Consider the following 19906-nt stretch of genomic DNA (forward strand, 5'->3'; position numbering starts at 1 on the left):
AGTAGCAGTTTTGCGCCACGCTCTATCACGGTTCCGATAACCGCGCCTTTCTCCTCCAACAGATTGCATACAGAGCGGCGGCGCCCCACCCCTGCACGCGCGTTCCCCACTGGTCAAGTCGCTGAATTCAGGTGTATAAGAGGCGCCACTGGTGGTAGCCCGAATGTCCCGGGTGGGTTGCCGAGGGGGAATGGTGCGGAACAGACGTTCGGTCTTTGCTTTAGCGACGGCGGTGATCGCGCTCGGCTGTGGCCTGCCGGCGGCCGCTTCGGCTCAGGCGGTGACCGAGGTTCTGCGCGACCTGATCCAGACCCACCCGCAGATCCTGTCCAAGCAGAAATCCGTGGGCTCGGCGGTCGAAGGCATCGGCGTCGCCCGCTCCGGCTATTATCCGTCGGTGACGGTCACCGGCGATTCCGGCCCGGAATACGTCGACAGCCCGACCCGCCGCCAGACCGAAGGCCACCGCTACTATAAGGGGCGCGAGACCTCGGGGCTCACCATCACCCAGAAGATCTTCGACGGCTTCGCCACCGATTCCGGGGTCGAGGCCGCCAAGTACGGGCGCGACATGGCCGCCGCCGATCTGCGCCTGACCCGCCAGTCGGTGATCCTGGAAGGGGTGCTGGCCTATGTCGATGTGCTGCGCCAGAACCGCCTGATCCAGCTGTTTCGCGACAGCGAGCGCAAGGTGCTGGAGCAGCTGAACCTGGAGGACGAGCGGGTCCAGAAGGGTGCCGGCATGGCCAACGACGTGCTGGCCGCCAAGCAGCGGCTGCAGCGGGTGATGACCGACCGCATCAGCACCGAAGGCGACTTCCTGACCGCGGTGGCCAAGTACAGCCAGGTCTTCGGCCACGCCCCCGACCTTGCCCGCATGAGCGACCCGCCGGTGCCCGCCGACCTGATCCCGCCCGAGATGGAAGAGGTGATCCGCACCGCCCAGGCCGAGAACCCGCAGCTGGAGCAGGTCAGCAAGAAGATCGACAAGAACGCCGAACTGCGCAACGCCGCCGAGGCCGGCTACTATCCGGCCCTCGATCTGATCGGCAAGGCCAATTACGAGAACGACAAGAACGCCACCATCGGCGTGCGCCGCGACTGGTCGCTGCTGCTGACCGCCACCTGGGAGCTGTTTTCCGGCTTCAGCACCAATGCCGCGGTGGCGGCGGCCTCCTACGACCACGCCGCCGCCATGGACGACCGCTTCCATGCCAGCCGCAAGCTGACCGAATCGGCCAAGATCTACTGGCACCAGCTGGAGACCGCGCGCAAGAAGATGGCGCTGACCGAGCAGGAGGCCAACCTGGCCGAGGAGCTGTGGGAAGGCCAGAAGAAGCGGCGCGAGGCCGGCAAGGCCACCGCCCAGGACGTGCTCGACGACGAGACCAAGATCAACGACGCCCGGGTCAAGTACGCCCGCGCCTATTACGAGGTGATCCAGCACTCCTACGAGCTGCTGTTCGCCATGGGCCGCCTGGAAGTGGACAACGTCGATCGCCTGCCGCCGGCGGGCGGACCCGTTTCCGACGCGCCGCAATCCCTTTCCGTTCCCCCCCTCGCCGCCGAACCGGTGGTCCCCACCGGGGCGCCGGAACCCATGCACGACAGGGTCGGACGGCTGCTCCAGGATTCGTCGCAGCAGCAGCCCAACACTTGGTACCGGTAATCCGGGGCGCCTGATCCTTACACCGGGCCCCGGTGATCGCAACCGATCACCGGGAGCGCCATCACCCGTCCACCATGAAGAACGCCGACCAGATGTAGGGCGAACTCCACTGGCCGATACGCAGCATTTCCAGTTGCGCCTCGCGCAGCGCCTGGTGCGGCGACTTGCCGGCCAGCAGGCGGCCGTAGAGGGAGTTCATCAGGGTCTGGGTGCCGGCGTCGCTGACTTCCCACAGCGACGACACCACCGAACCGGCGCCCGCCTCCTGGAAGGCGCGGCGCAGGCCGTAGACGCCTTCGCCCTCGTGGATCTCGCCCAGGCCGGTTTCGCAGGCCGAGAGGATGGCCAGCCGGGTGCCGGTGAGATCCAGCCCCAGCACCTCCAGCGCCGTCAGCACGCCGTCATTGTCGGTGTCGATCTCGCCCAGCAGCTGGGCGTTGGCGTTGATGCCGGCGAAGGCCAGGCCGGCCCGCAGCAGCGGGTTGTCGCCCGGTGGCGGCAGCTGGATGTCGCCGCCGCGCTGCAGCTTGAGCAGGCGCTTGCGCAGCGTGTCGTCGGGCTTGAGGAAGAAGCCGTGGGTGGCGATGTGCAGGAATTCCGGCGGCTGCGACAGCTCGCGCAGGACCCGCTCCTGGGCGTCCAGCTTGCTGTAGATGGAATTGGGCTTGCCCACCGTGCTGACCTTCTGGACGATCAGCTGGCCTTCCTTCTCGGCGCCCGGCAGTGGATCGAACTTGAGGCCGCGCATGCCCGAGGACATGCCGCGCAGGCCGTTGGCCGTGGAGCTGCCGCGCGAGCGCGCCTTTTCCAGCGTGTCCTTGCCGGCCACCGCGTCGGAATTGTAGTCGGGGCCGGCATTGATCATGTAGCCGCCCTTGGCCGGCGGCAGCTTGCTGGGCAGCAGGTTGCGCGACGAGGTGTAGATGTGCAGGTCGAGGCGTTCGATCAGATACTTGCCGTCCTCCTCGACCAGGGCGGTGAAGGGCAGGATGTTGAGCATCCCGTCGGGTACCAGATAGACGGTCGCAGCCCTGCCGACGGCGGCATCCAGCGGCGCCCAGATCAGCTGATGGGTCTTCTGCCCGGTCTCCAGCATGTCGTCGAGGTCGATTTCCTCGTCCTGGATGTCGGTGCGGTATTTCTGGATGGCGGCGTCGATGGCGGCCGGGTCCTTGTACTCGACCAGGCCGAACACCGGCTTGCCGCCGTCCTTGCGCAGGGTGGCGGCGACCAGGCGCGGCTTGCCCTGCACCGAGAAGGCGAGGAAGTCGATGAGCACGCCGCCCTCGGGCAGCGCCGTCACCAGCTCGTCCAGGCTGATACGTTCCACCGTCTTCTGGAAGCGCACGCTGGCGCGGCCCAAATCGCCCTGCAGCCGGCTGATGCGCGCCTCGAGCCCGGCCAGCACGTCGGCATGGCTGTCCCGGGTCTCCTCGGTGGGGCCGGACAGGGTGAGCGCCGCCAGCTTCTTGCGGGTCTCGGTCAGCTCGGCGCCCAGCTTCTCCAGTTCGGGGTTGCGGTTCAGCCGGTTGATCTGCTGCAACTCCGAGGCGACCTTGAACAGGATGCCCTTGCGGTTGAGGCTGACCTCGAGCAGGGCGCGGCCGGCGGTCTCGGTGTCCATGCGGGTGGCCAGGTCCATATAGGCGGCCAGCTCGGGCTGGTGCAGCCGGACATAGCCCTCGCGGGCGTCGTCGCCGGTGACGTAGAGCATGCGGTTGAGGAAGTCGGTGCGCCGGGCGAAGGTGGTGGCGCGGACGTCGAAGCCGCCCTTGAGGTCGCCCTTCTGCTCCTTCACCGCGGCCAGGCCGTTCAGCGCCTCGAAGGTATAGGGGTGCAGCGCGCCCAGCACTTCCTCGCCCTGGGCGCGGGCGGCCGCCAGCATGGCCTCGGCCTCGTCCAGCCGCTTGGCGTCGCGCAGCATGTTGCCGAAATCGATGCGGGTGCGCATGACGTCCAGGTGCTTCGGCCCCAGCACCTCGGTGCGCGCCTTCAGCACGTCCTTGAACATGGGCTCGGCCGCGCCGGCCTTGCCCAGCCGATGCAGCGTGCGGGCCAGCGAGTTGCGCGCCTTCAGGGTGTTCTGGTGGCGGGCGCCGTAGGACTTGGTCCAGGCGGCGACGACCTGGCGGAACAGCGGCTCGGCCTTGTCGAACTCCTCCTTCAGCAGGTGGAGGTAGGCCAGGTTGTTGACGAAGGCGATGGTGTCGGGATGGCTCGCCCCCAGCCGCTTGGTATTGGCGGCGATGGCGCTTTTGTAATTGGCCTCGGCCTTGTCGAAATTGCCCTGGCTCTCGTTCAGCAGGCCCAGGTTGTTAAGGCCGATCAGGGTCGAGGGATGAGTCTCGCCCAGCACCCGGCGGCTGCCGTCCAGGGCGCTGCGCAGGAACGGCTCGGCCTGGTCGAACAGGCCCTGCTTCTCCAGGATCTCGCCCAGGTTGTTGGCCATGATGATGGTGGTGAGATGGTCGGCGCCGAGAACCTTCTCGGCCCGCTCGTAGGCGGTGCGGAAGGTCGCCTCGGCCTCGGCCAGGCGGCCCTGCTTGCGGTACACCGATCCCAGCGAGGACAGCGCCGCCACCGTGTTGGGATGGGCGTCGCCCAGGGTCTTGGTGCGCGCGGCCACCACCTCGGCGGCCAGGGCCTCGGCGCGGGCGTAATCGCCGCGCTCGTCGATCACATCGACCAGATCGCCCTTGGCATTGGTGGCGGTGGCCCCGTCGCCGGCCGCCTCGGCATCCTTGATCAGGGCCTCGAACAGGCCCTGCGCCTGGTCCAGCTTGCCCTGCTTGAAGGCGATCATGGCTGCGATGGAGCGGGTCTCGAAGCTGGCCGGGTCGTTGGGGGCGCTCTTGGCCGCCATGGCCTTGGCGATCAGCTCGGCGGCCTTGTCGATCTCGCCGGTCTGGCGGGCGAGGTCGGCGCGCTGGCCGAAGCAGGCGCCGGTCTTGGGGTGAGTGGCGCCCAGCGCCTTGGCGCGGGCGTCGCAGACCGGGGCCAGCACCTTGTCGGCGTCGGCGTGGCGGGCGGCGTTCTGCAGGTCGCGTCCCTGCGCCTGCAGGGCCGACAGGGTGAGGTCGTGCTCGGCGCCCAGCGCCTGGCCGGCGGCCTTGGCCATCTCGGCATGGATGGAAGCGGCCTGGGGATAGCGCGCCTGGGCGGTCTCCAGCGCCGCCATCAGCTCGCGCAGCTTCAGGGTCTCGGGGTGCCCCGCCCCCAGCGCCTTGTCGGCGGCGGCGATCGCCGTGCGATAAGAGGCGGCAGCGTCCTCCAGCCGGCCGGCGGCGGCCTGGATCTGGCCCAACTCGCTGGCGCTGATGATGGCGGCGATGTGCTCGGCGCCGAAATTGTCGCTGGCGACGGAAAGCGCCTGCGCCCCCACCTGCAAAGCGCGCTCCAGATTGCCGGAATTGGCGGCGGTCATGGCGCCCTGGCGCATGCGGTTCCAGATCGCCACCGCCGATTCGCGCCCCTGCGGGATGGCCGAGGCCTTGGCCTGGCGCTCGGCCACCCAGGCCGGGAAGGCATCGGGCGCGGCCGCCTGCTGGGCCGGAGCCGAACCGGGAAGGGCGGCCAGGGTCAGGCACAACGCGGTGGCGCAGGCCAGGATGGTGGAAGCGCGACGTGCGGCCATGCCTTTGCTCTCCTGACCTACTTTTCCTTGTGGGTATAGACGCCGTCCCAATCCGCGCCCGGCGGCTCCTCGATGAAGTGGGCGATGCGGTCGAGGTAGACGGCGTAGATCTTGCGGTCCGGCTCCTCGGCCTGCAGCGCCAGAAGGATGGCGCGGGCCTCGTCCCACTTCTGCTGGGCATAGAGCACCAGCGCCTCGTGGTGACGTTCGATGCGGCGGATGGTGTCGGCATCCACCTCGCCCTCGAAACCGACCGGCTCGAGGATCTGCACCGGCTGGTCCTTGCCCTTCACGCGCACCCGGTCCATTTCGCGGGCGATCAGGTCGGGCAGCTTGGCCTTGGTGTACTCGCTGATCATGACGCTGACGCCGTACTGCTTGGTCAGGCTTTCGATGCGCGAGCCCAGGTTCACGGCGTCGCCCAGCACGGTATAGGCAAGGCGGAAGTCCGATCCCATGTTGCCGACGTTCATCACGCCGGTATTGAGGCCGATGCCGATCTTGAGGGGCTTCCAGCCCCGGGCGACGAAGCTCTCGCTCAGCTCGGCCATGCCCACATTCATCCGCAGCGCCGCCTGGACGGCGTGGCGGGCATGGTCCTCGTCCTTCAGCGGGGCGCCCCAGAAGGCCATGATGGCGTCGCCCATGTACTTGTCGATGGTGCCGCGATAGTCGTGGATGATGTGGGTCATCGGGCTGAGGAAGGCGTTCATCAGGGTGGTCAGTTCCTGCGGGTTCAGACCTTCCGAGATGGTGGTGAAGCCGCGCACGTCCGAGAACAGCACGGTCATCTCGCGGCTTTCGCCGCCCACCGAGACCTGCTGGCCGGTCTTGTTCATCTCTTCCACCAGCTCGGTGGGGATGTACTGGCCGAAGGTCTTGGCGATCTGCTGCTTCTGGTCGCGCTCGATCATGTAGGCGCGGTACTCCACCAGCAGGTAGCTGAGGAACGCCGCCAGCAGCACGTAGGACAGGGGCAGCACCGCGCCGGCCTTGACGTAGGCGGCGCTGGCGATGGCGGTGTAGCCCAGCAGCACCGCCAGGGCCGCCAGGGCGCGCAGCAGCGGGCTGCTCAGGAAGGCGACGGCCAGCATCAGCAGCATGACGCCGACGATCACCGCCGCCTGCACCGGCGGCGGCGGCGGCTTCAGCGGCCCGCCCTTGAGCAGGCTGTGGATGGAATCGGCGATGATCTCGACCCCGTAGACCATGCCGACGGGGGTGTCGAACCAGTCGTGCGAGACCTCGGAGGTGTCGCCGATGATGACGATCTTGTCGCGCACCCAGTAGGACAGCTCTTCGCGCTCGTTCTCGTCCATTCCCTCGATGTCGAGGAAGTCCAGCGCGCTGATGCCGGCGGTCTGGCTGAGGAAGCGGCTGCCGGTGGGCAGCGGCGGATAGTCGATGTAGAGCCGGTGGGCGTGGTCCAGCGGCACCGAGATGTCGCCCAGCTTCAGCACGGTGCCGTCCAGCTCGGGCTCGACCCCCAGATACATGGCCGCCGCCTGCACCGCGAACGGCCAGCCGTCCTGTTCCCGGGCGATCTCGGGATAGACCCTGAGGCGCGACAGCATGGTCAGCAGCGCGCTGTTGGAGCTGATGTTCGTGTAGGCGCTGCGCGAGGCGGCGTGCAGTTCCTCGGTCGGCCGGTTGACCTTGACGAAGCGGCCGTGGTCGAACTGGGCCTGGGCCACCAGCAGGGTATTGCCGGCCCCCTTCAGGTCCTGGGCCAGCTTGGGGTCCTCGCCGTAGGAACTGGGGAAGTCCATGAGAATGTCGACCGCCACCACTTTGGCGCCCAGCGCATGGACGTTGCGCACGATGGCGCCGATGTCGGTGCGGCGGAACGGGAAGCTCTTGTAGGCGCGGAAGAACGCCTCGTCGGTGTTGACCAGGACGATGTCGTTGCTCGAGAACGCCAGGTCCTTGGGATCGCCGTAGGCCAGGCGCAGCTGATGGCGGAACGACAGCGTCTGGTCCTCGAGCAGCGCGAACCACTCGAGGTGCTGGGCCGGAATGGCGAGCAGGAACATGACGACGGCCAGCATCACGTCGTAGCGCTTCGACAAACCACCCATTCCCACCCCCCGTAAAAAAACGTTCATCGTGGATTAGCGGGGGGAGTATCGCCCAAAGTGGACGTCGTCCCCGCGAAGGCGGGAACCCAGGGGGTGCACCGCCGGCACGTCCGTGACTCCTGGGTTCCCGCCTCCGCGGGAACGACGGGTCGTGCGATCCGAACGCACGCGCCCGCAAATCCGCGATGAATCTGAAAAAAGCGCCCCGTCGACCGATCGACGGGGCGCATGGTCACATCCTCAATTGGCCTGCAGCTGCTCGTTGTAGAGCTGCGCTTCCTTCTGGCGCAGATCCTTGAGCTTGAGGTCGTTGTAGGCCTTGATCAGCAGCGGCCGCATCTCGTTGTCGGTCTTGTTGGCATCGAAATACTTCCGGTACAGATCCATGGCCGCCACGGTGAAGCCCTTGGAGTCCAGGAAGCTGGCGATGGTGAAGTCGTCGTTGCCGACCGCCGCCCGGACCTTGGCCAGCTCGTCGGCCACCGCCTTGTCCTCGGCCGCCGACAGCCACACGATGGTGCCTTCCTTGTCGGCCTGGCCCACCTTGGTGCCGCCTTCCATCACGGCGACGGAGAAGCTGTGCTTGCCCGCCGACAGCTCCGGCACCTTGAAGCGGATGAAGTCGCCGTCCGCGCCGGCCACCGGCATGTCCTTGCCGTCGATGGTGAGCACGTAGGAATACTGCTTGCCGTAGCCTTCCCAGATCAGCTCGGGATAGGTCGGCGACAGCGAGATGTCGGAGACCACGCGCAGCTTGATCTCGGTGGTGGCCTTGCCGGCGGCGCGGCGCACGGTGGTATAGCGCTGGGCCTCGGCGAAGCGGTTGCCCAGGCCCGCCACCAGGTCGCCGCTGGCCGGCTCGGGCGCCGACAGGCTGCCCTTGACCGCCTTGGCGCCGGCCGCCTCGACCTTGACCTCGGCGTTGGCGCCGATGGTCTGCGACATGTTGCTGGCCTGGTCGACCAGCTTGCCGCCGCCGTCGGCGCCGGTGCGCACCATGTCGCCGGCGAACAGGAACTTGTTGCGGGTGACCGGCGACCACTTGGCGCCGTCCTTGCTGGTCTCGATGGTGCCGGTGGCCTGGATCAGCATGGAAACCGGCGGATCGCCGGCGAGCGCCGGGAGCGCCCCCGCAATCACAAACGCCGTCGCAACGACGGCCGCGAATAGCCTGAACATGATTGCCTTCTCCTGCTGGCGTTTGCGTTTCACTGCGGGGCAGAGCGCCGGAAGCGGACCCAAGGTCGCACCGGGCAACTTGCCTTCCGTCCCTGTGACGATATTAGGCAAAAAACGGCGGTTCGTCACGCGAATGAAGATAATTTCTGCGCCCTCGGGCATTCACCCGATGCCTGGACTGACCAGTCCGGAGCAAGTCTGAGGGCCATTTTTCATTTGCGTCGGCTTGCGCCGTGAAGGCAAATGTTCGAATCATGACTGCCGTCGAAGACAAGCGCGCCTGGCTGACCTCGCTGATCGCCCCGATGCGGCCGGTGGCGCGCGAGATGCTGACCACCTCGCTGTTCATCAACCTGATGGCGCTGGCGGTGCCGATCTTCGTGATGCAGGTCTACGACCGCGTCATCGGCCATTCCGCCATGGAGACCCTGAAGGGCTTCGTCATCGGCGTCGCCCTGGTGCTGCTGTTCGACTTCGTGCTGCGCCAGACCCGCGGCCGGGTGATGCAGACGGTGGCGCTGAGGATCGATGTCGAGATCGGCACCCGCCTGTTCGACAAGCTGATGCACCTGCCGCTGCGCACCCTGGAGGCGCGCCCGGCCTCGTTCTGGCAGCAGCTGTTCCGCGACGTCGATACCGTGCGCAACACCGTCTCCGGGGCCTCGGCGGTGCTGCTGGCCGACCTGCCCTTCGTGCTCATCTTCCTGGCCGTCATCTTCATCATCGGCCGGCCGCTGGCCCTGGTCTTCGTCCTGATGTTCGTCGCCTTCGTCTTCCTGGCGTGGCGGTCGGGCGCGGCGCTGTCCGACACCGCCCAGAAGGAGAAGAACGTCACCGCCCAGCGCGACGCCCTGGTGGCCGAGATCATCTCGGGCCGCGGCACCGTCAAGGCGGTGGCGCTGGACCGCGCCATCCGCCCGATCTGGGAGGAGCGCCAGGCCGGCGCCATCGAGCATTCCATCCAGCGCGGCGCGGTGTCAGACGGCTACGTCAACCTGGGCAACCTGCTGACCATGATCGCCACCGCGGCGCTGACCACGGTGGGCGCCGTCTACATCATCGACCACGAGCTCAGCATGGGCGCCCTGATCGCCTGCAACATGCTGTCGTCGCGCCTGTACGGCCCGATCAACCAGCTGGTCGGGGCGTGGCGCACCTTCGGCGGCCTGCGCCAGGCGGTGGACCGCCTGGGCGAGGTCTTCGCCGAGCCCGAGGAGCGGCGCGAAAGCGTCATCCGCATGGCGCGGCCGAGCGGCCGGATGCTGGTCGAGGACGTGGTGTTCGGCTATGACGAGAAATCCGCCCCCACCCTGGCGCTGGACCGCCTGGAGATCCGCCCCGGCGGCATCACCGCCATCCTGGGCCGCAACGGCAGCGGCAAGACCACCCTGCTGAAGGTGCTGATGGGCCTCTACGCCCCGACCCGGGGACGGGTGCTGCTGGACGAGGCCGACGTCGCCCAGTTCACCCGCAAGGAGCTGGCCGCCTGGATCGGCTACGTGCCGCAGGAGACGCTGCTGTTCAATGCCAGCGTGCGCGACAACATCGCCTACGGGGCGCCGGGCTGCGACGACGACGTCCTGCTGGCGGCGGCCCAGGCGGCCGGCGTGCATCACGCCATCGTCGACATGCCCGACGGCTACGCCACCAATATCGGCGAGGCCGGGTCGCGGTTGTCGGCCGGCCAGCGCCAGCGCATCGCCATCGCCCGCGCCCTGGCCGGCGACCCGCCGGTGCTGCTGCTGGACGAGCCCTCGGCCAGCCTCGACCGCCAGGCCGAGGAGGACCTGCGCGCCACCCTGGCGCAGCTGGCGGCCACCCGCACGGTGGTGGTGGTGACCCATTCGCCGGTGCTGCTGCCGGCCTGCCGCGACGTGGTGGTGCTGGACAAGGGCCACCTGGCCGCCGCCGGTCCCGCCGCCGAGGTGCTGCCCCGCCTGTTCGGTCCCCGCCCGGCGCCGGCGGCGGCGGTGCCGAATCCGGCCGCCCCCCCCGCGTCCCCGGCCGCCGCCGCCGGGCCGCGCCACCAGCTGCAGGGCGAGGTGGTGCGATGAATGCTCCGGTTCCCGAGACTCCCGGACCCGAACCGCAGGTGCCGGTGCCGGTGCCGCCGCCGCCCCTGCCCGCCCTTGTCCTCCAGCGGCTGCGCGGGGCGTTGGCGAAGGGCTCCGCTGCGCTGCGCGGGGCGTTGGCGAAGGGCTCCGCCGCGCTGCGCGGGGCGTTGGCGAAGGGCTCCGCTGCGCTGCGCGGAGGATTGGCGAAGGCAGCCCTGCTGTTGCGCTGGCTGGGACCCCAGGACATCGGCGCACCCGAGGATTCGTCGCCGATGGCGCGGGTCCGCTTCTACGCCCTTCTGGCGCGGCGGGGGGTCCGGGAATTCACGTTCTGGCTGGTGCCCGGCCTCGCCCCGCTGGCGCCGCAACCGGTTGCCGACGTCCCCCAGCACCGCCTGCAGGCGCTGGGCCAGTCCTATCCGCTGCCGACCTGGCGGCCGCTCGGGCGGGCGGTGATGGTTGCCGTCACCCTGTCCATCGCCTGGGCGTTCTTCGCCCGCCTGGACGAGGTCGCCATCGCCGAAGGCGAGGTGGTGCCGGAAGGCAAGGTCAAGGTCATCCAGCACCTGGAAGGCGGCGTGGTGCGCGAAATCACCACCAGCGACGGCGCCGTGGTCAAGGAAGGCGACCCGCTGCTGCAGCTCGAGCTGTCGGCCAGCTCGGTCAACCGCGACGAATTGCAGGTCCGCCTCGACGGCCTGATGCTGCAGCGCGCCCGCCTGATCGCCGAGGTGTCCGGCACCGAGGTGGCCTTCCCCAAGGAGGAGGCCGCGCGCCAGCCCACCCTGGTGAGCGCCGAGAGCCGCAATTTCCAGAGCCGGCGCGGGGCACTGAAGGCGACCATCGCGGTGATGAACGACCAGGCCCGCCAGAAGGCGCTGGAGGTGGCCGAGCTGCAGACCCGCGAACGCGCCGTCGCCAACAATCTGCGCCTGGCCCGCGAGCGCCTGGCCATGTCCAGCGAGTTGATGAAGTCCGGCCTGACCGCCAGGATGGATCACGTCCAGCTCCAGGGCCAGGTCGAGGAACTGGACGGCCAGCTCGATTCGGTGCGCGCCTCGATCCCGCGCGCCCAGGCGGCCCAGGCCGAGGCCAGAAGCCGCATCGAGGAAGAGCAGGCGCGCTTCGTGCGCGGCGCCCAGGGCGAGCTGGCCGAGGCCGAACTCAACATCGCGCGCACCCGCGAGCTGCTGTCCCAGGCCTCGGACCAGCAGCGCCGGACCCTGATCACCAGCCCCATCGACGGCATCGTCAAGAACCTGCGCGCCAACACCATCGGCGGCGTGGTGCGCCCGGGCGATCCCATCATGGAAATCGTGCCGCTGCACGAGCGGCTGCAGATCGACACCAAGCTGTCGCCCATGGACCGCGGCTACGTCCAGGTCGGGCAGAAGGCCATGGTCAAGCTGTCGGCCTACGACTACACCACCTATGGCGGGCTGGAGGGCGAGGTCATCCTGGTCGCCCCCGACACCACCACCGGCGCCGAGGAGCAGCCCTTCTACCGCGTGGTGGTGCAGACCGACCGCGCCTATCTCGGCGACGAGGACTCGAAGCGCATCATCACCGCCGGCATGCAGGCCACCGTCGAGATCCACACCGGCCAGCGCACGGTGATGGAATACCTGATCAAGCCGGTGGTCAAACTGCGCCACGAGGCGTTCCGGGAACGCTGACGCGGCCAAACGTCCCCCCTCCCCATGAAAGGGGAGGGGCTAGCTCTACTTCCCCTTGATGGTGTCGGCGTACCACTTGAACGATTTCTTGGGAAACCGCCGCCCGGTGGGGAAGTCGACGCGGATGATGCCGAAGCGGTTGCCGTAGCCCGATCCCCACTCGAAATTGTCCAGCAGCGACCAGATGAAATAGCCGCGCACGTCGGCGCCCTTGCGGATCGCCTCGGCCATGGCGGCGGTGTAGAGCTTGAGGTAGCTGACCCGGTAGAAATCGTCGACATAGCCCTTGTCGTCGGCGAATTCCTTGTCGTCGTCGCGGCCGCAGCCATTCTCGGTGATGTAGATGGGCATGCCGTAGCGGGCATGGGTCTCCATCAGCTGGTCGGTGAAGGCCTCGGGGAAGATTTCCCAGCCGATCTCGGGATGGGCCTCGGCCACCTTCACGTCGGCCCAGCCGAAGCCCATCTGGGCGTCCGCATCGGCCTTGGCCCAGATCGGGCCGTAATGGTTGATGCCGACCCAGTCCATGGGCCGGCAGATGCGCGCCATGTCGCCGGCCTGCACGTGGGGCTCGTAGTCGTTGACCACGTTGGCCGGGTAGTGCCCGAGGATGTGCGGGTCGGCGTAGACCCGGTTCCAGTGGGCGTCCAACTGGTCCGCCGCTTGCCGGTCGGCTTCGCTGGACTCGTCGGCGGGATGGATCGGCTGCAGGTTGTAGACGCAGCCGATGGAGGCGCCCGGCACCAGGTCGCGCACCACGTCGACCCCGGCGCCGTGGGCCAGGTTGACGTGGTGGCAGGCCCTGAGATAGGCGGCGCGGTCCTCGGCCGCCGGGGCGCACCAGGTCATGGCGTAGCCGAACAGGGTGCAGACGTTGGGCTCGTTGAAGGTGGCGAAATGCTTGACCCGATCGCCGAAGCGGCGCGCCACCAGGGTGGTGTAATCGGCGAACCAGCCGGCCACGTCGCGGTTGGTCCAGCCGCCCAGCTCGTGCAGGCGCTGCGGCAGGTCCCAGTGGTACAGGCACAGCCAGGGGGTGATGCCGGCGGCCAGCACCTCGTCGATCAGCCGGTCGTAGAAATCCAGGCCCTTGGCGTTGACGGCGCCGCGCCCCCTGGGCAGCACGCGCGGCCACGACACCGAGAAGCGGTAGGCACCAACGCCCAGCGTCTTCATCAGCGCCACGTCTTCCTTGTAGCGGTGATAATGGTCGCAGGCGACGTCGCCGGTATCGCCGTTGGCGGTGCGCCCCTGGGTGCGGCAATGGACGTCCCAGATGCTGGGGCCGCGCCCGTCCTCGAACGCCGCGCCCTCGATCTGGTAGGCCGAGGTCGAGGCGCCCCAGACGAAATCGGGACGCACCCCGAGGGGATGGGCCTTGCCGTTCCTGCCCTTGTCCTTTGCCATGACGTCCTCCCTGACTGGCTTTCCTTCAGGATACGCCTGACAGGCAGGGGGTCAAGGAAGGCTCGGCGGGATCACGCCAGGTTGCGCAGGGAGCCGATCAGCTTGTCGATGCCGCGGAAGGCGGCGCCCAGTTCCACATGGGCGTCGCGCATGGTGCCGGCGTCGGGGCAGGGATTGCCGCCCAGCCGGTTGGCCTGCAGCATGCGCAGCCCGGCGGCGAAGCTCTGGCTCTTGATGACGTCGGCGACCCGCTGCACCGCGGCGTAATGGACCGAGACGTTGCCGGAAAGCTTGCCCGGCAGCAGGAACAGTTCACCCTGGGCCGAGCGGAAGCCGGCATCGATGCCGGCCAGCGACACCACCGACGAGACGAACGACACCCCGGCCTCGACATTGGGCGGCAGCGGCACCGCCTCGAAGGCCAGCCGGCGGGTCTCCAGCTCGGTGGCCAGGGCGGCGGCGACGGCGCGGCGGCGGCGGGCGAAATCGTGACGGCGGGCGAGGATGCCGCCGACCAGGCCGAACAGCCCGGCCAGCAACGCGCCCAACACCAGCAGCGCGGCCGAGGCGAGCGACGGCCCGAGGCCGGCGGAACCGCCCTCGGCGGGATTTTCGGCGGCCGGGACCGGCGGCGGCGCGGCGGCTTCAGGCGCCGGCGCCGGGACCTGGGGGACGGCCGGGACCGGGACCGGGACAGGGACAGGGACAGGGGCCGGCTCCGGTTCGGCCGGGCGGATCGGCTGGAAGGTGGGAGCGGGCTCCTCCACCACGGGCGCCCCGGGCGGCGGCGGCAGCGGTTCGGCGACGACCGGCGGAACCGCCGGGCGCGCCGGCAGAAGATCGACCGGGGGCTGCTGCGCCAGCACGGGTCCGGCGGCGAGGAGAATTGCGGCGACGAGCATGGGGCGGAGCATGAGGCGGTCCTGAAACGCTGGTCTCGCGGGCGCGCACCTTACCCGGTTTCGCCGACTCCGTCGAGGGCGGCGAGCATGGCGGTATCGCCATGGCGCACCACCCGCTCCGGCGGAAAGGCGACGGTGGCGACGGTCCCCGCCCCCGGCGAAGACCGCAGGGTGAGCCGACCGCCATGGGCGGAAACCAGGGCATTGGTCAGGGGCAGGCCCAGCCCTGTGCCCTCGTACTTGCGCGACAGCCGGGTGTCGGCCTGGACGAACGGCTCCATCACCCGCTTCATCTCTTCTTCGGTCATGCCGATGCCGGTGTCGGCCACGGTGATGGTCAGCCCGTCGGCGCCGACGGCGGCCGAAACCGTGACGCTGCCGCCCTCCTCGGTGAACTTCACCGCGTTGGACACCAGGTTGAGCACGATCTGGCGCAGCCGCCGCTCGTCGGCGCGCAGGAAGGGCAGATCGGGGGGGACCATGGCCGACAGGAGGATGCCGTGGGACTGGGCGCGCCGGGCCATCATGCGTACCGCCCCCTGGAGCACCGGCCCGACCTCCACCTCGGTCACGTCCAGTTCGGTCATGCCGGCCTCGGCCTTGGACATGTCCAGGATGTCGTTGATGAGCTCGAGCAGGTGCATGCCGCTTTCGTGGATGTCGTCGACGTAGCCGCCATAGGCGACCGGCTCCATCGGCCCGTAGATCTCGTGCTTCATCAGTTCGGAGAAGCCGATGATGGCGTTCAGCGGTGTGCGCAGCTCATGGCTGATGTTGGCGAGGAAGGTGGCTTTGGCTCGGTTGCCGCGCTCCGCCGCCTCCTTGGCCTCGCGCAGGGCATCCTCGCTGCGCTTGCGCTCGGTGATGTCCGAGAAGGTGAGGATCAGCCCGCCCTTGGGCATGGCGGTGGAGCGCACCTCCAGCGCGATGCCGCTGGGGCGCAGGTGCTCGAACGTCTGGCTGGGCTGGCGGCGCAGGCGGCGCAGGCGGCGGCCGGCCTGCTGGGCGGCGTCGCCGCGGCCGAATTCGCCGTTCTTGGCCATGTGCATCAGCATGTCCTCGAGGCGCGCGACCCCTTGCTCCAGCTCGCCGTCGGCGAAATCCAGCAGCACGCGCGCCTGGCGGTTCAGCGCCACCAGGATTTCGGAGCCGTCGAACACCGCGACACCCTGGCCCATGTTGTCGATGATGGCCTGGCGCAATGCCGACTGGGCGCCGACCTCCTGCTCGTGCCGCTTGACCGGGGTGATGTCGGTGGCGGTGCCGCGATAGCCGCGGAAGCGCCCATCGGAATCGAAGGCCGGCCGGCCCGCCATCTCGATGTACTTGACCGCCCCCGAGGGCAGCGCCTGGCGGAACACGAAGCCGCGGAAGGGACGGCGTGCCTGCATGGCCTTGACCTGGGCCGCCCAGTCCTCGGCCTCGGCGCCGACATCGGCGAGGCCGGCGAAGGCGCGGCCGATGAAGTGGTTGGGGCCGACTCCCAGCACCTGGCGCACACGGCCCGAGACGAAGGTGAAGCACAGTTCCCCGTCCAGCTCCCAGAACCAGTCGGAGGCGGATTCGGCCAGATCGCGGAAGCGCTGCTCGCTTTCGACCAGGGCGTCCTCGACCCGCTTGCGGTCGGTGATGTCGCGCACCAGGCCGATGAAGGTGACCATGTCGCCCTGGCGCATCTCGGTGATCGCCAGTTCCAGCGGGAACACGGCGCCATCCTTGCGCACGCCCTTGACCTGGCGGCCGACATCGATGATCCGCGCCTCGCGCGTCTCGACATAGCGGCGCAGATAGGAATCATGCTCGCTGCGATAGGGCTCGGGCATCAGCATGCTGACGTTGCGTCCCGCCACCTCCTCCGAGGCGAAGCCGAAGATGCGCTCGGCCGCCCGGTTGAAGGACAGCACGGTCCCGGTCTCGTCGATGGTGACGATGCCGTCGACCACGGTATCCATGATGCCGCGCAGCCAGCTGACGCTTTCCTGCAGCGCGATGTCGGCGTGCTTGCGGTTGGTGATGTCCCGCAGGATTCGCAGCCGCCCGCCATCGGCGGTGCGGTAGACGCTGATCGCCACCCAGCGGCCGTCCCACAGCTCGACCTCGCGGCCCTCGGCGCGGGCCTGGGAATCCAGCATCTCGGCCACCCAACGTTGCTCGGTGCCGGCCACCCCCACCACCACGCCGCGTTCGGCCTCGGCGGCCAGGATGTCGGCGAAGCTGCGGCCGGGCTTGATGGCGCCGGCGGCCGGGGCCAGCATGTCGAGATAGCGGTCGTTGCAGGTGACCAGCCGATCGGCGGCGTCGAACACCGCCAGGCCGTCCTCGACCCCGGAGAAGGCGTCGATCAGGCGGCTCTGCAGCAGATCGGCGCGTTGGCCCTCGCTGTCGGCGCGGGCCTGCTGGCGGCGCAGCACCACCATCAGCAGCGCCAGCGCCAGCGCCATGGACAGGAACTGCGACAGCACGAAGCTCCAGGTCGCCAACAGCGCCGAGGCATGCAGCAACGGCGTCGCCAGCTGGTGCAGGCCGGCCGCGGCGAAGGTGGTGGCGGCGATGCGCTTGGCGTCGGAGCGCGACGCCCCGGCGGCGCCGGTCAGGAAGAACCAGGCGGCGAGCAGCAAGGGCACGCCGCCGATGCCGCACAGCGGCATGTCGGCCAGACCCAGCCCGGCCCGCAGGTGTTCGGCCACCCCCAGCCAGGCCGCCGCCATCGCCAGTCCGGCAACCATCAGCACCGGCCGCACCCGTCGCCCGCCATGCGCCAGCGCGCCGCACAGGCCGAACCCGGCGCTGAGCCCGTGCAGACCATCGGATATGTGGGCCACCAGCGCGCGGTCGGCCATGGGCAGCAGCAGCACCGCCATGCCCACGGCCTGGAGCACGAACGCCCCCGCCCACCAGCCGTAGGAGGAGGGGGCACCGGGCAGGCTCCAGCCATAGAGAGTGGACAGGGCCAGCAGCGCCGAACCCATCACCGCACCCAGCAAGGCTGCCTGCAACGCCAGTTCCATGCGGAAGCGCCCCTCCTCCGGGCGCCCGCCCGTCAGTCGTCGTAGGCGACCAGGGACGTGAACGGAACCTTCAGCTCTTCCAGCTTCCGGCGGCCGGGCAGGAAGGTCAGCTCGATCATCGCCGCCGCGCCGGTGACCTCGGCGCCGACCCCGCGCAGCAGGTTGATGCCCGCCGCCATGGTGCCGCCGGTGGCCAGCAGATCGTCCAGGATCACCACCCGCTGCCCCTTCTCGATGGCGTCGGCCTGGATCTCGATGGTGTCGGTGCCGTATTCCAGCGCGTATTCGTGCTTGATGGTCTTGCCCGGCAGCTTGCCCTTCTTGCGCAGCATGACGAAGCCGCAGCCCAGCTTGAGCGCCAGCGGCGCCGCCACCAGGAAGCCGCGGGACTCGATGCCGGCCAGAATGTCGGGCTGGAACCGGCGCACTTCGCGGGCCAGCCGGCCCATGGCCACCTGCCAGGCGTCGGGATGGGCCAGCAGCGTCGAGATGTCGTAGAACAGGATCCCCGGCTTGGGAAAGTCCGGGATGCCGCGAATGTGGTCCTTGATGTCCATGAAACCCCTATCCCCTGATGATCGGGCGCAAACGGAGGATCAATGGTACTACCGACGTCCGGGCACGGTCAAAGCAAAGCCGGGACCGGGGCGTGCTCGGCCTGGAACCCGGCCATGGCCGCCGCCACCGCGTCCACCGGGATCAGCTCCATGGCCTCGCCGCCCCAGGCCTGGGCGCGGATCACCGCAAGCCGCCGGGCGGCGGGGGCGAACTTCTCGGGCGGGGTCGGGCCGAACAGCGAGACCAGGGGAATGTCGGCCGCCGCCAGCATGTGGCCGGCGCCGGAATCGTTGGCCACCGCCAGCGCCAGCCGCCGGGCCAGGGCGATGGTCAGCATGGGCGTCGCCGCATGCCCGCCCTGCAGCGGCAGCACCGCATGGGGAACGGCGCGGCGCACCGCCGGCGCCCAGTCGGCCTCGGCCGGTCCGAGGAAGAACACCGGCACCCGCCCCTGCCCGGCCTCGGCCGCCGCCAGCTCCAGATAGCGTTCCAGCGGCCAGCATTTGTGGCGCCCGCCGGCACCGGGGGCGAAGCCGACATAGGTCGGGCCGGGCGGCAGCAGACCGTCGGCCAGCGCCTCGGCGGCCGCGTCGCGCGGCAGCGCCGCGGCGGCGGTGACCGCACCGCCGGCCGCCAGTTCGGCCAGCGCCAGCAACTGCCCGACCATGGCGGGCGGGCGCACCCGGCCGGCGGCGGGGCGCAGGTCGGACAACCGGAACCCGGCCGCCGCCGACAGGAAGCGGCGGTGGCGGATGCGGCGCAGGATCAGGGTGGTGAGCAGGCGCCGCTGGGTGTCGATGACCAGGTCGAAGGCGCGCCCGTCCAGCGGCCGGCGCCCCACCAGCTCGCGCAGACGGCTGCCGACATGAGCGTCGTCGATGACCTCGTCCACCAGCCCGGCCACCACCGGGCCCAGCACGCCGGCATAGACGGTGTGGCCCTTGCCCGCCATCCAGGTGATGCGGGCGGCGGGGAAGGCCGCCCGCAGCGCGCGCACGAACGGCAGCTTCATCAGCCCGTCGCCGACCGCGTCGAGGCCGACATAGACCAGGATCGAGGCCGGCGCTTCCACCATCCCTTATTGGCCGCGCAGGTGGTTGACGAAGCCGGCCATGCCGACCTGGCGGTCGCGCTTCAGCCGCTCGGCATCCAGGATGGCCTGGACGCGGGCGATGGAGCGGTCCACCTCGGTGTTGAGCAGGATGTACTCGTATTCGAACCAGTGGCTCATCTCGTCGCCGGCCTTGGCCATGCGCTTCTTCACCACCTCGTCGGTGTCCTGGGCGCGGGTGCGCAGGCGGCGCTCCAGCTCGGCCAGCGAGGGCGGCAGGATGAACACGGTGACCAGGTCGGCCCGCGCGTTCTGACCCAGCTGCTGGGTGCCCTGCCAGTCGATGTCGAACAGCACGTCGCGGCCCGAGCCCAGCGCCGCCTCGACCGCGCCGCGCGGGGTGCCGTAGAAATTGTCGAAGACGCGGGCGTGTTCCAGGAACTCGCCGGCGGCGACCATGGCCTGGAAGCGCTCGACGTCGATGAAATGATAGTCCTTGCCGTCGACCTCGCCCGGGCGTGGCGGCCGGGTGGTGCACGACACCGACATGCTGATGTCGGGGTCACGGGCCAGCAGCGCCTTGGCGATGGTGCTCTTGCCGGCGCCCGAGGGCGAGGACAGCACCAGCATGACGCCGCGGCGCGGCACGGTGGGCAGGTTTGCGGGCGGCGACGCGGTCATTTCATTCCC

The 19906-nt window shown here is 69.4% G+C and carries 12 protein-coding genes; 3 read left to right on the forward strand and 9 right to left on the reverse strand.

The features are described from left to right. Window positions 1–190: 190 nt before the first annotated feature. Entirely contained in the window at window positions 191–1669 is a 1479-nt protein-coding gene (locus tag MTBUT4_RS02450) for a TolC family protein (protein ID WP_173978074.1), read from the forward strand. Window positions 1670–1730: 61 nt separating this feature from the next. On the opposite strand, the gene MTBUT4_RS02455 is transcribed toward MTBUT4_RS02450, so the two are convergent. From MTBUT4_RS02455 to MTBUT4_RS02465, 3 genes are all read right to left on the reverse strand, one after another. After that, the gene (locus MTBUT4_RS02455) at window positions 1731–5303 is read right to left on the reverse strand and encodes a CHAT domain-containing protein (RefSeq protein WP_173978075.1); all 3573 of its coding nucleotides are present in this window, start codon (window positions 5301–5303) and stop codon (window positions 1731–1733) included. A 17-nt stretch (window positions 5304–5320) separates the two neighbouring features. Beyond that, on the reverse strand, window positions 5321–7381 hold the full coding sequence (locus tag MTBUT4_RS02460) for an adenylate/guanylate cyclase domain-containing protein (protein ID WP_173978076.1): 2061 nt from the start codon (window positions 7379–7381) through the stop codon (window positions 5321–5323). A 240-nt stretch (window positions 7382–7621) separates the two neighbouring features. After that, a complete protein-coding gene (locus MTBUT4_RS02465; protein ID WP_254434702.1) occupies window positions 7622–8560 on the reverse strand; it encodes a hypothetical protein in 939 nt (312 codons plus the stop codon). Between the two features lie 254 nt (window positions 8561–8814). On the opposite strand from MTBUT4_RS02465, the gene MTBUT4_RS02470 reads away from it, so the two are divergent. Both MTBUT4_RS02470 and MTBUT4_RS02475 read left to right on the forward strand, forming a co-directional pair. Next, the gene (locus tag MTBUT4_RS02470) at window positions 8815–10614 is read left to right on the forward strand and encodes a peptidase domain-containing ABC transporter (RefSeq protein ID WP_173978077.1); all 1800 of its coding nucleotides are present in this window, start codon (window positions 8815–8817) and stop codon (window positions 10612–10614) included. Then, entirely contained in the window at window positions 10611–12290 is a 1680-nt protein-coding gene (locus MTBUT4_RS02475; protein ID WP_173978078.1) for an HlyD family type I secretion periplasmic adaptor subunit, read from the forward strand. Before MTBUT4_RS02470 ends, MTBUT4_RS02475 begins: the two co-directional genes overlap by 4 nt. Window positions 12291–12335: 45 nt before the next feature. Here the strand turns inward: MTBUT4_RS02475 and MTBUT4_RS02480 are convergent, their stop codons facing one another. The 6 genes from MTBUT4_RS02480 to gmk all read right to left on the reverse strand — a co-directional run bounded on the left by MTBUT4_RS02480 (window position 12336) and on the right by gmk (window position 19897). Continuing rightward, the gene (locus MTBUT4_RS02480; protein ID WP_173978079.1) at window positions 12336–13697 is read right to left on the reverse strand and encodes a GH1 family beta-glucosidase; all 1362 of its coding nucleotides are present in this window, start codon (window positions 13695–13697) and stop codon (window positions 12336–12338) included. A 71-nt stretch (window positions 13698–13768) separates the two neighbouring features. Next, complete coding sequence (locus MTBUT4_RS02485; RefSeq protein ID WP_173978080.1) at window positions 13769–14611, reverse strand: hypothetical protein; 843 nt, start codon at window positions 14609–14611, stop codon at window positions 13769–13771. 38 nt (window positions 14612–14649) lie between these two features. Beyond that, window positions 14650–17607: a PAS-domain containing protein gene (locus tag MTBUT4_RS02490; RefSeq protein WP_173978081.1), complete on the reverse strand. Its 2958-nt coding sequence runs from the start codon at window positions 17605–17607 to the stop codon at window positions 14650–14652. 32 nt (window positions 17608–17639) lie between these two features. Then, window positions 17640–18164, reverse strand: coding sequence for an adenine phosphoribosyltransferase (locus MTBUT4_RS02495; RefSeq protein WP_173978082.1), 525 nt, complete (start codon window positions 18162–18164; stop codon window positions 17640–17642). 68 nt (window positions 18165–18232) lie between these two features. Continuing rightward, window positions 18233–19240, reverse strand: a complete 1008-nt coding sequence (locus MTBUT4_RS02500) for a glycosyltransferase family 9 protein (RefSeq protein WP_173978083.1) — start codon at window positions 19238–19240, stop codon at window positions 18233–18235. A 3-nt stretch (window positions 19241–19243) separates the two neighbouring features. Beyond that, a complete protein-coding gene (gmk, locus tag MTBUT4_RS02505) occupies window positions 19244–19897 on the reverse strand; it encodes a guanylate kinase (protein ID WP_173978084.1) in 654 nt (217 codons plus the stop codon). Between the last annotated feature and the right edge of the window lie 9 nt (window positions 19898–19906).

This window comes from Magnetospirillum sp. UT-4 (assembly GCF_902729435.1).
Classification (GTDB): domain Bacteria; phylum Pseudomonadota; class Alphaproteobacteria; order Rhodospirillales; family Magnetospirillaceae; genus Magnetospirillum.

What these genes read in the sequence shown, in the direction of transcription:
- MTBUT4_RS02475 (WP_173978078.1), top strand. Translation starts at nt 10,611, where the DNA reads ATGAATGCTCCGGTTCCCGAGACTCCCGGACCCGAACCGCAGGTGCCG.
- MTBUT4_RS02455 (WP_173978075.1), bottom strand. Translation starts at nt 5,303, where the DNA reads ATGGCCGCACGTCGCGCTTCCACCATCCTGGCCTGCGCCACCGCGTTG.
- MTBUT4_RS02470 (WP_173978077.1), top strand. Translation starts at nt 8,815, where the DNA reads ATGACTGCCGTCGAAGACAAGCGCGCCTGGCTGACCTCGCTGATCGCC.
- MTBUT4_RS02490 (WP_173978081.1), bottom strand. Translation starts at nt 17,607, where the DNA reads ATGGAACTGGCGTTGCAGGCAGCCTTGCTGGGTGCGGTGATGGGTTCG.
- gmk (WP_173978084.1), bottom strand. Translation starts at nt 19,897, where the DNA reads ATGACCGCGTCGCCGCCCGCAAACCTGCCCACCGTGCCGCGCCGCGGC.
- MTBUT4_RS02450 (WP_173978074.1), top strand. Translation starts at nt 191, where the DNA reads ATGGTGCGGAACAGACGTTCGGTCTTTGCTTTAGCGACGGCGGTGATC.
- MTBUT4_RS02485 (WP_173978080.1), bottom strand. Translation starts at nt 14,611, where the DNA reads ATGCTCCGCCCCATGCTCGTCGCCGCAATTCTCCTCGCCGCCGGACCC.
- MTBUT4_RS02465 (WP_254434702.1), bottom strand. Translation starts at nt 8,560, where the DNA reads ATGTTCAGGCTATTCGCGGCCGTCGTTGCGACGGCGTTTGTGATTGCG.
- MTBUT4_RS02495 (WP_173978082.1), bottom strand. Translation starts at nt 18,164, where the DNA reads ATGGACATCAAGGACCACATTCGCGGCATCCCGGACTTTCCCAAGCCG.
- MTBUT4_RS02500 (WP_173978083.1), bottom strand. Translation starts at nt 19,240, where the DNA reads ATGGTGGAAGCGCCGGCCTCGATCCTGGTCTATGTCGGCCTCGACGCG.
- MTBUT4_RS02480 (WP_173978079.1), bottom strand. Translation starts at nt 13,697, where the DNA reads ATGGCAAAGGACAAGGGCAGGAACGGCAAGGCCCATCCCCTCGGGGTG.
- MTBUT4_RS02460 (WP_173978076.1), bottom strand. Translation starts at nt 7,381, where the DNA reads ATGGGTGGTTTGTCGAAGCGCTACGACGTGATGCTGGCCGTCGTCATG.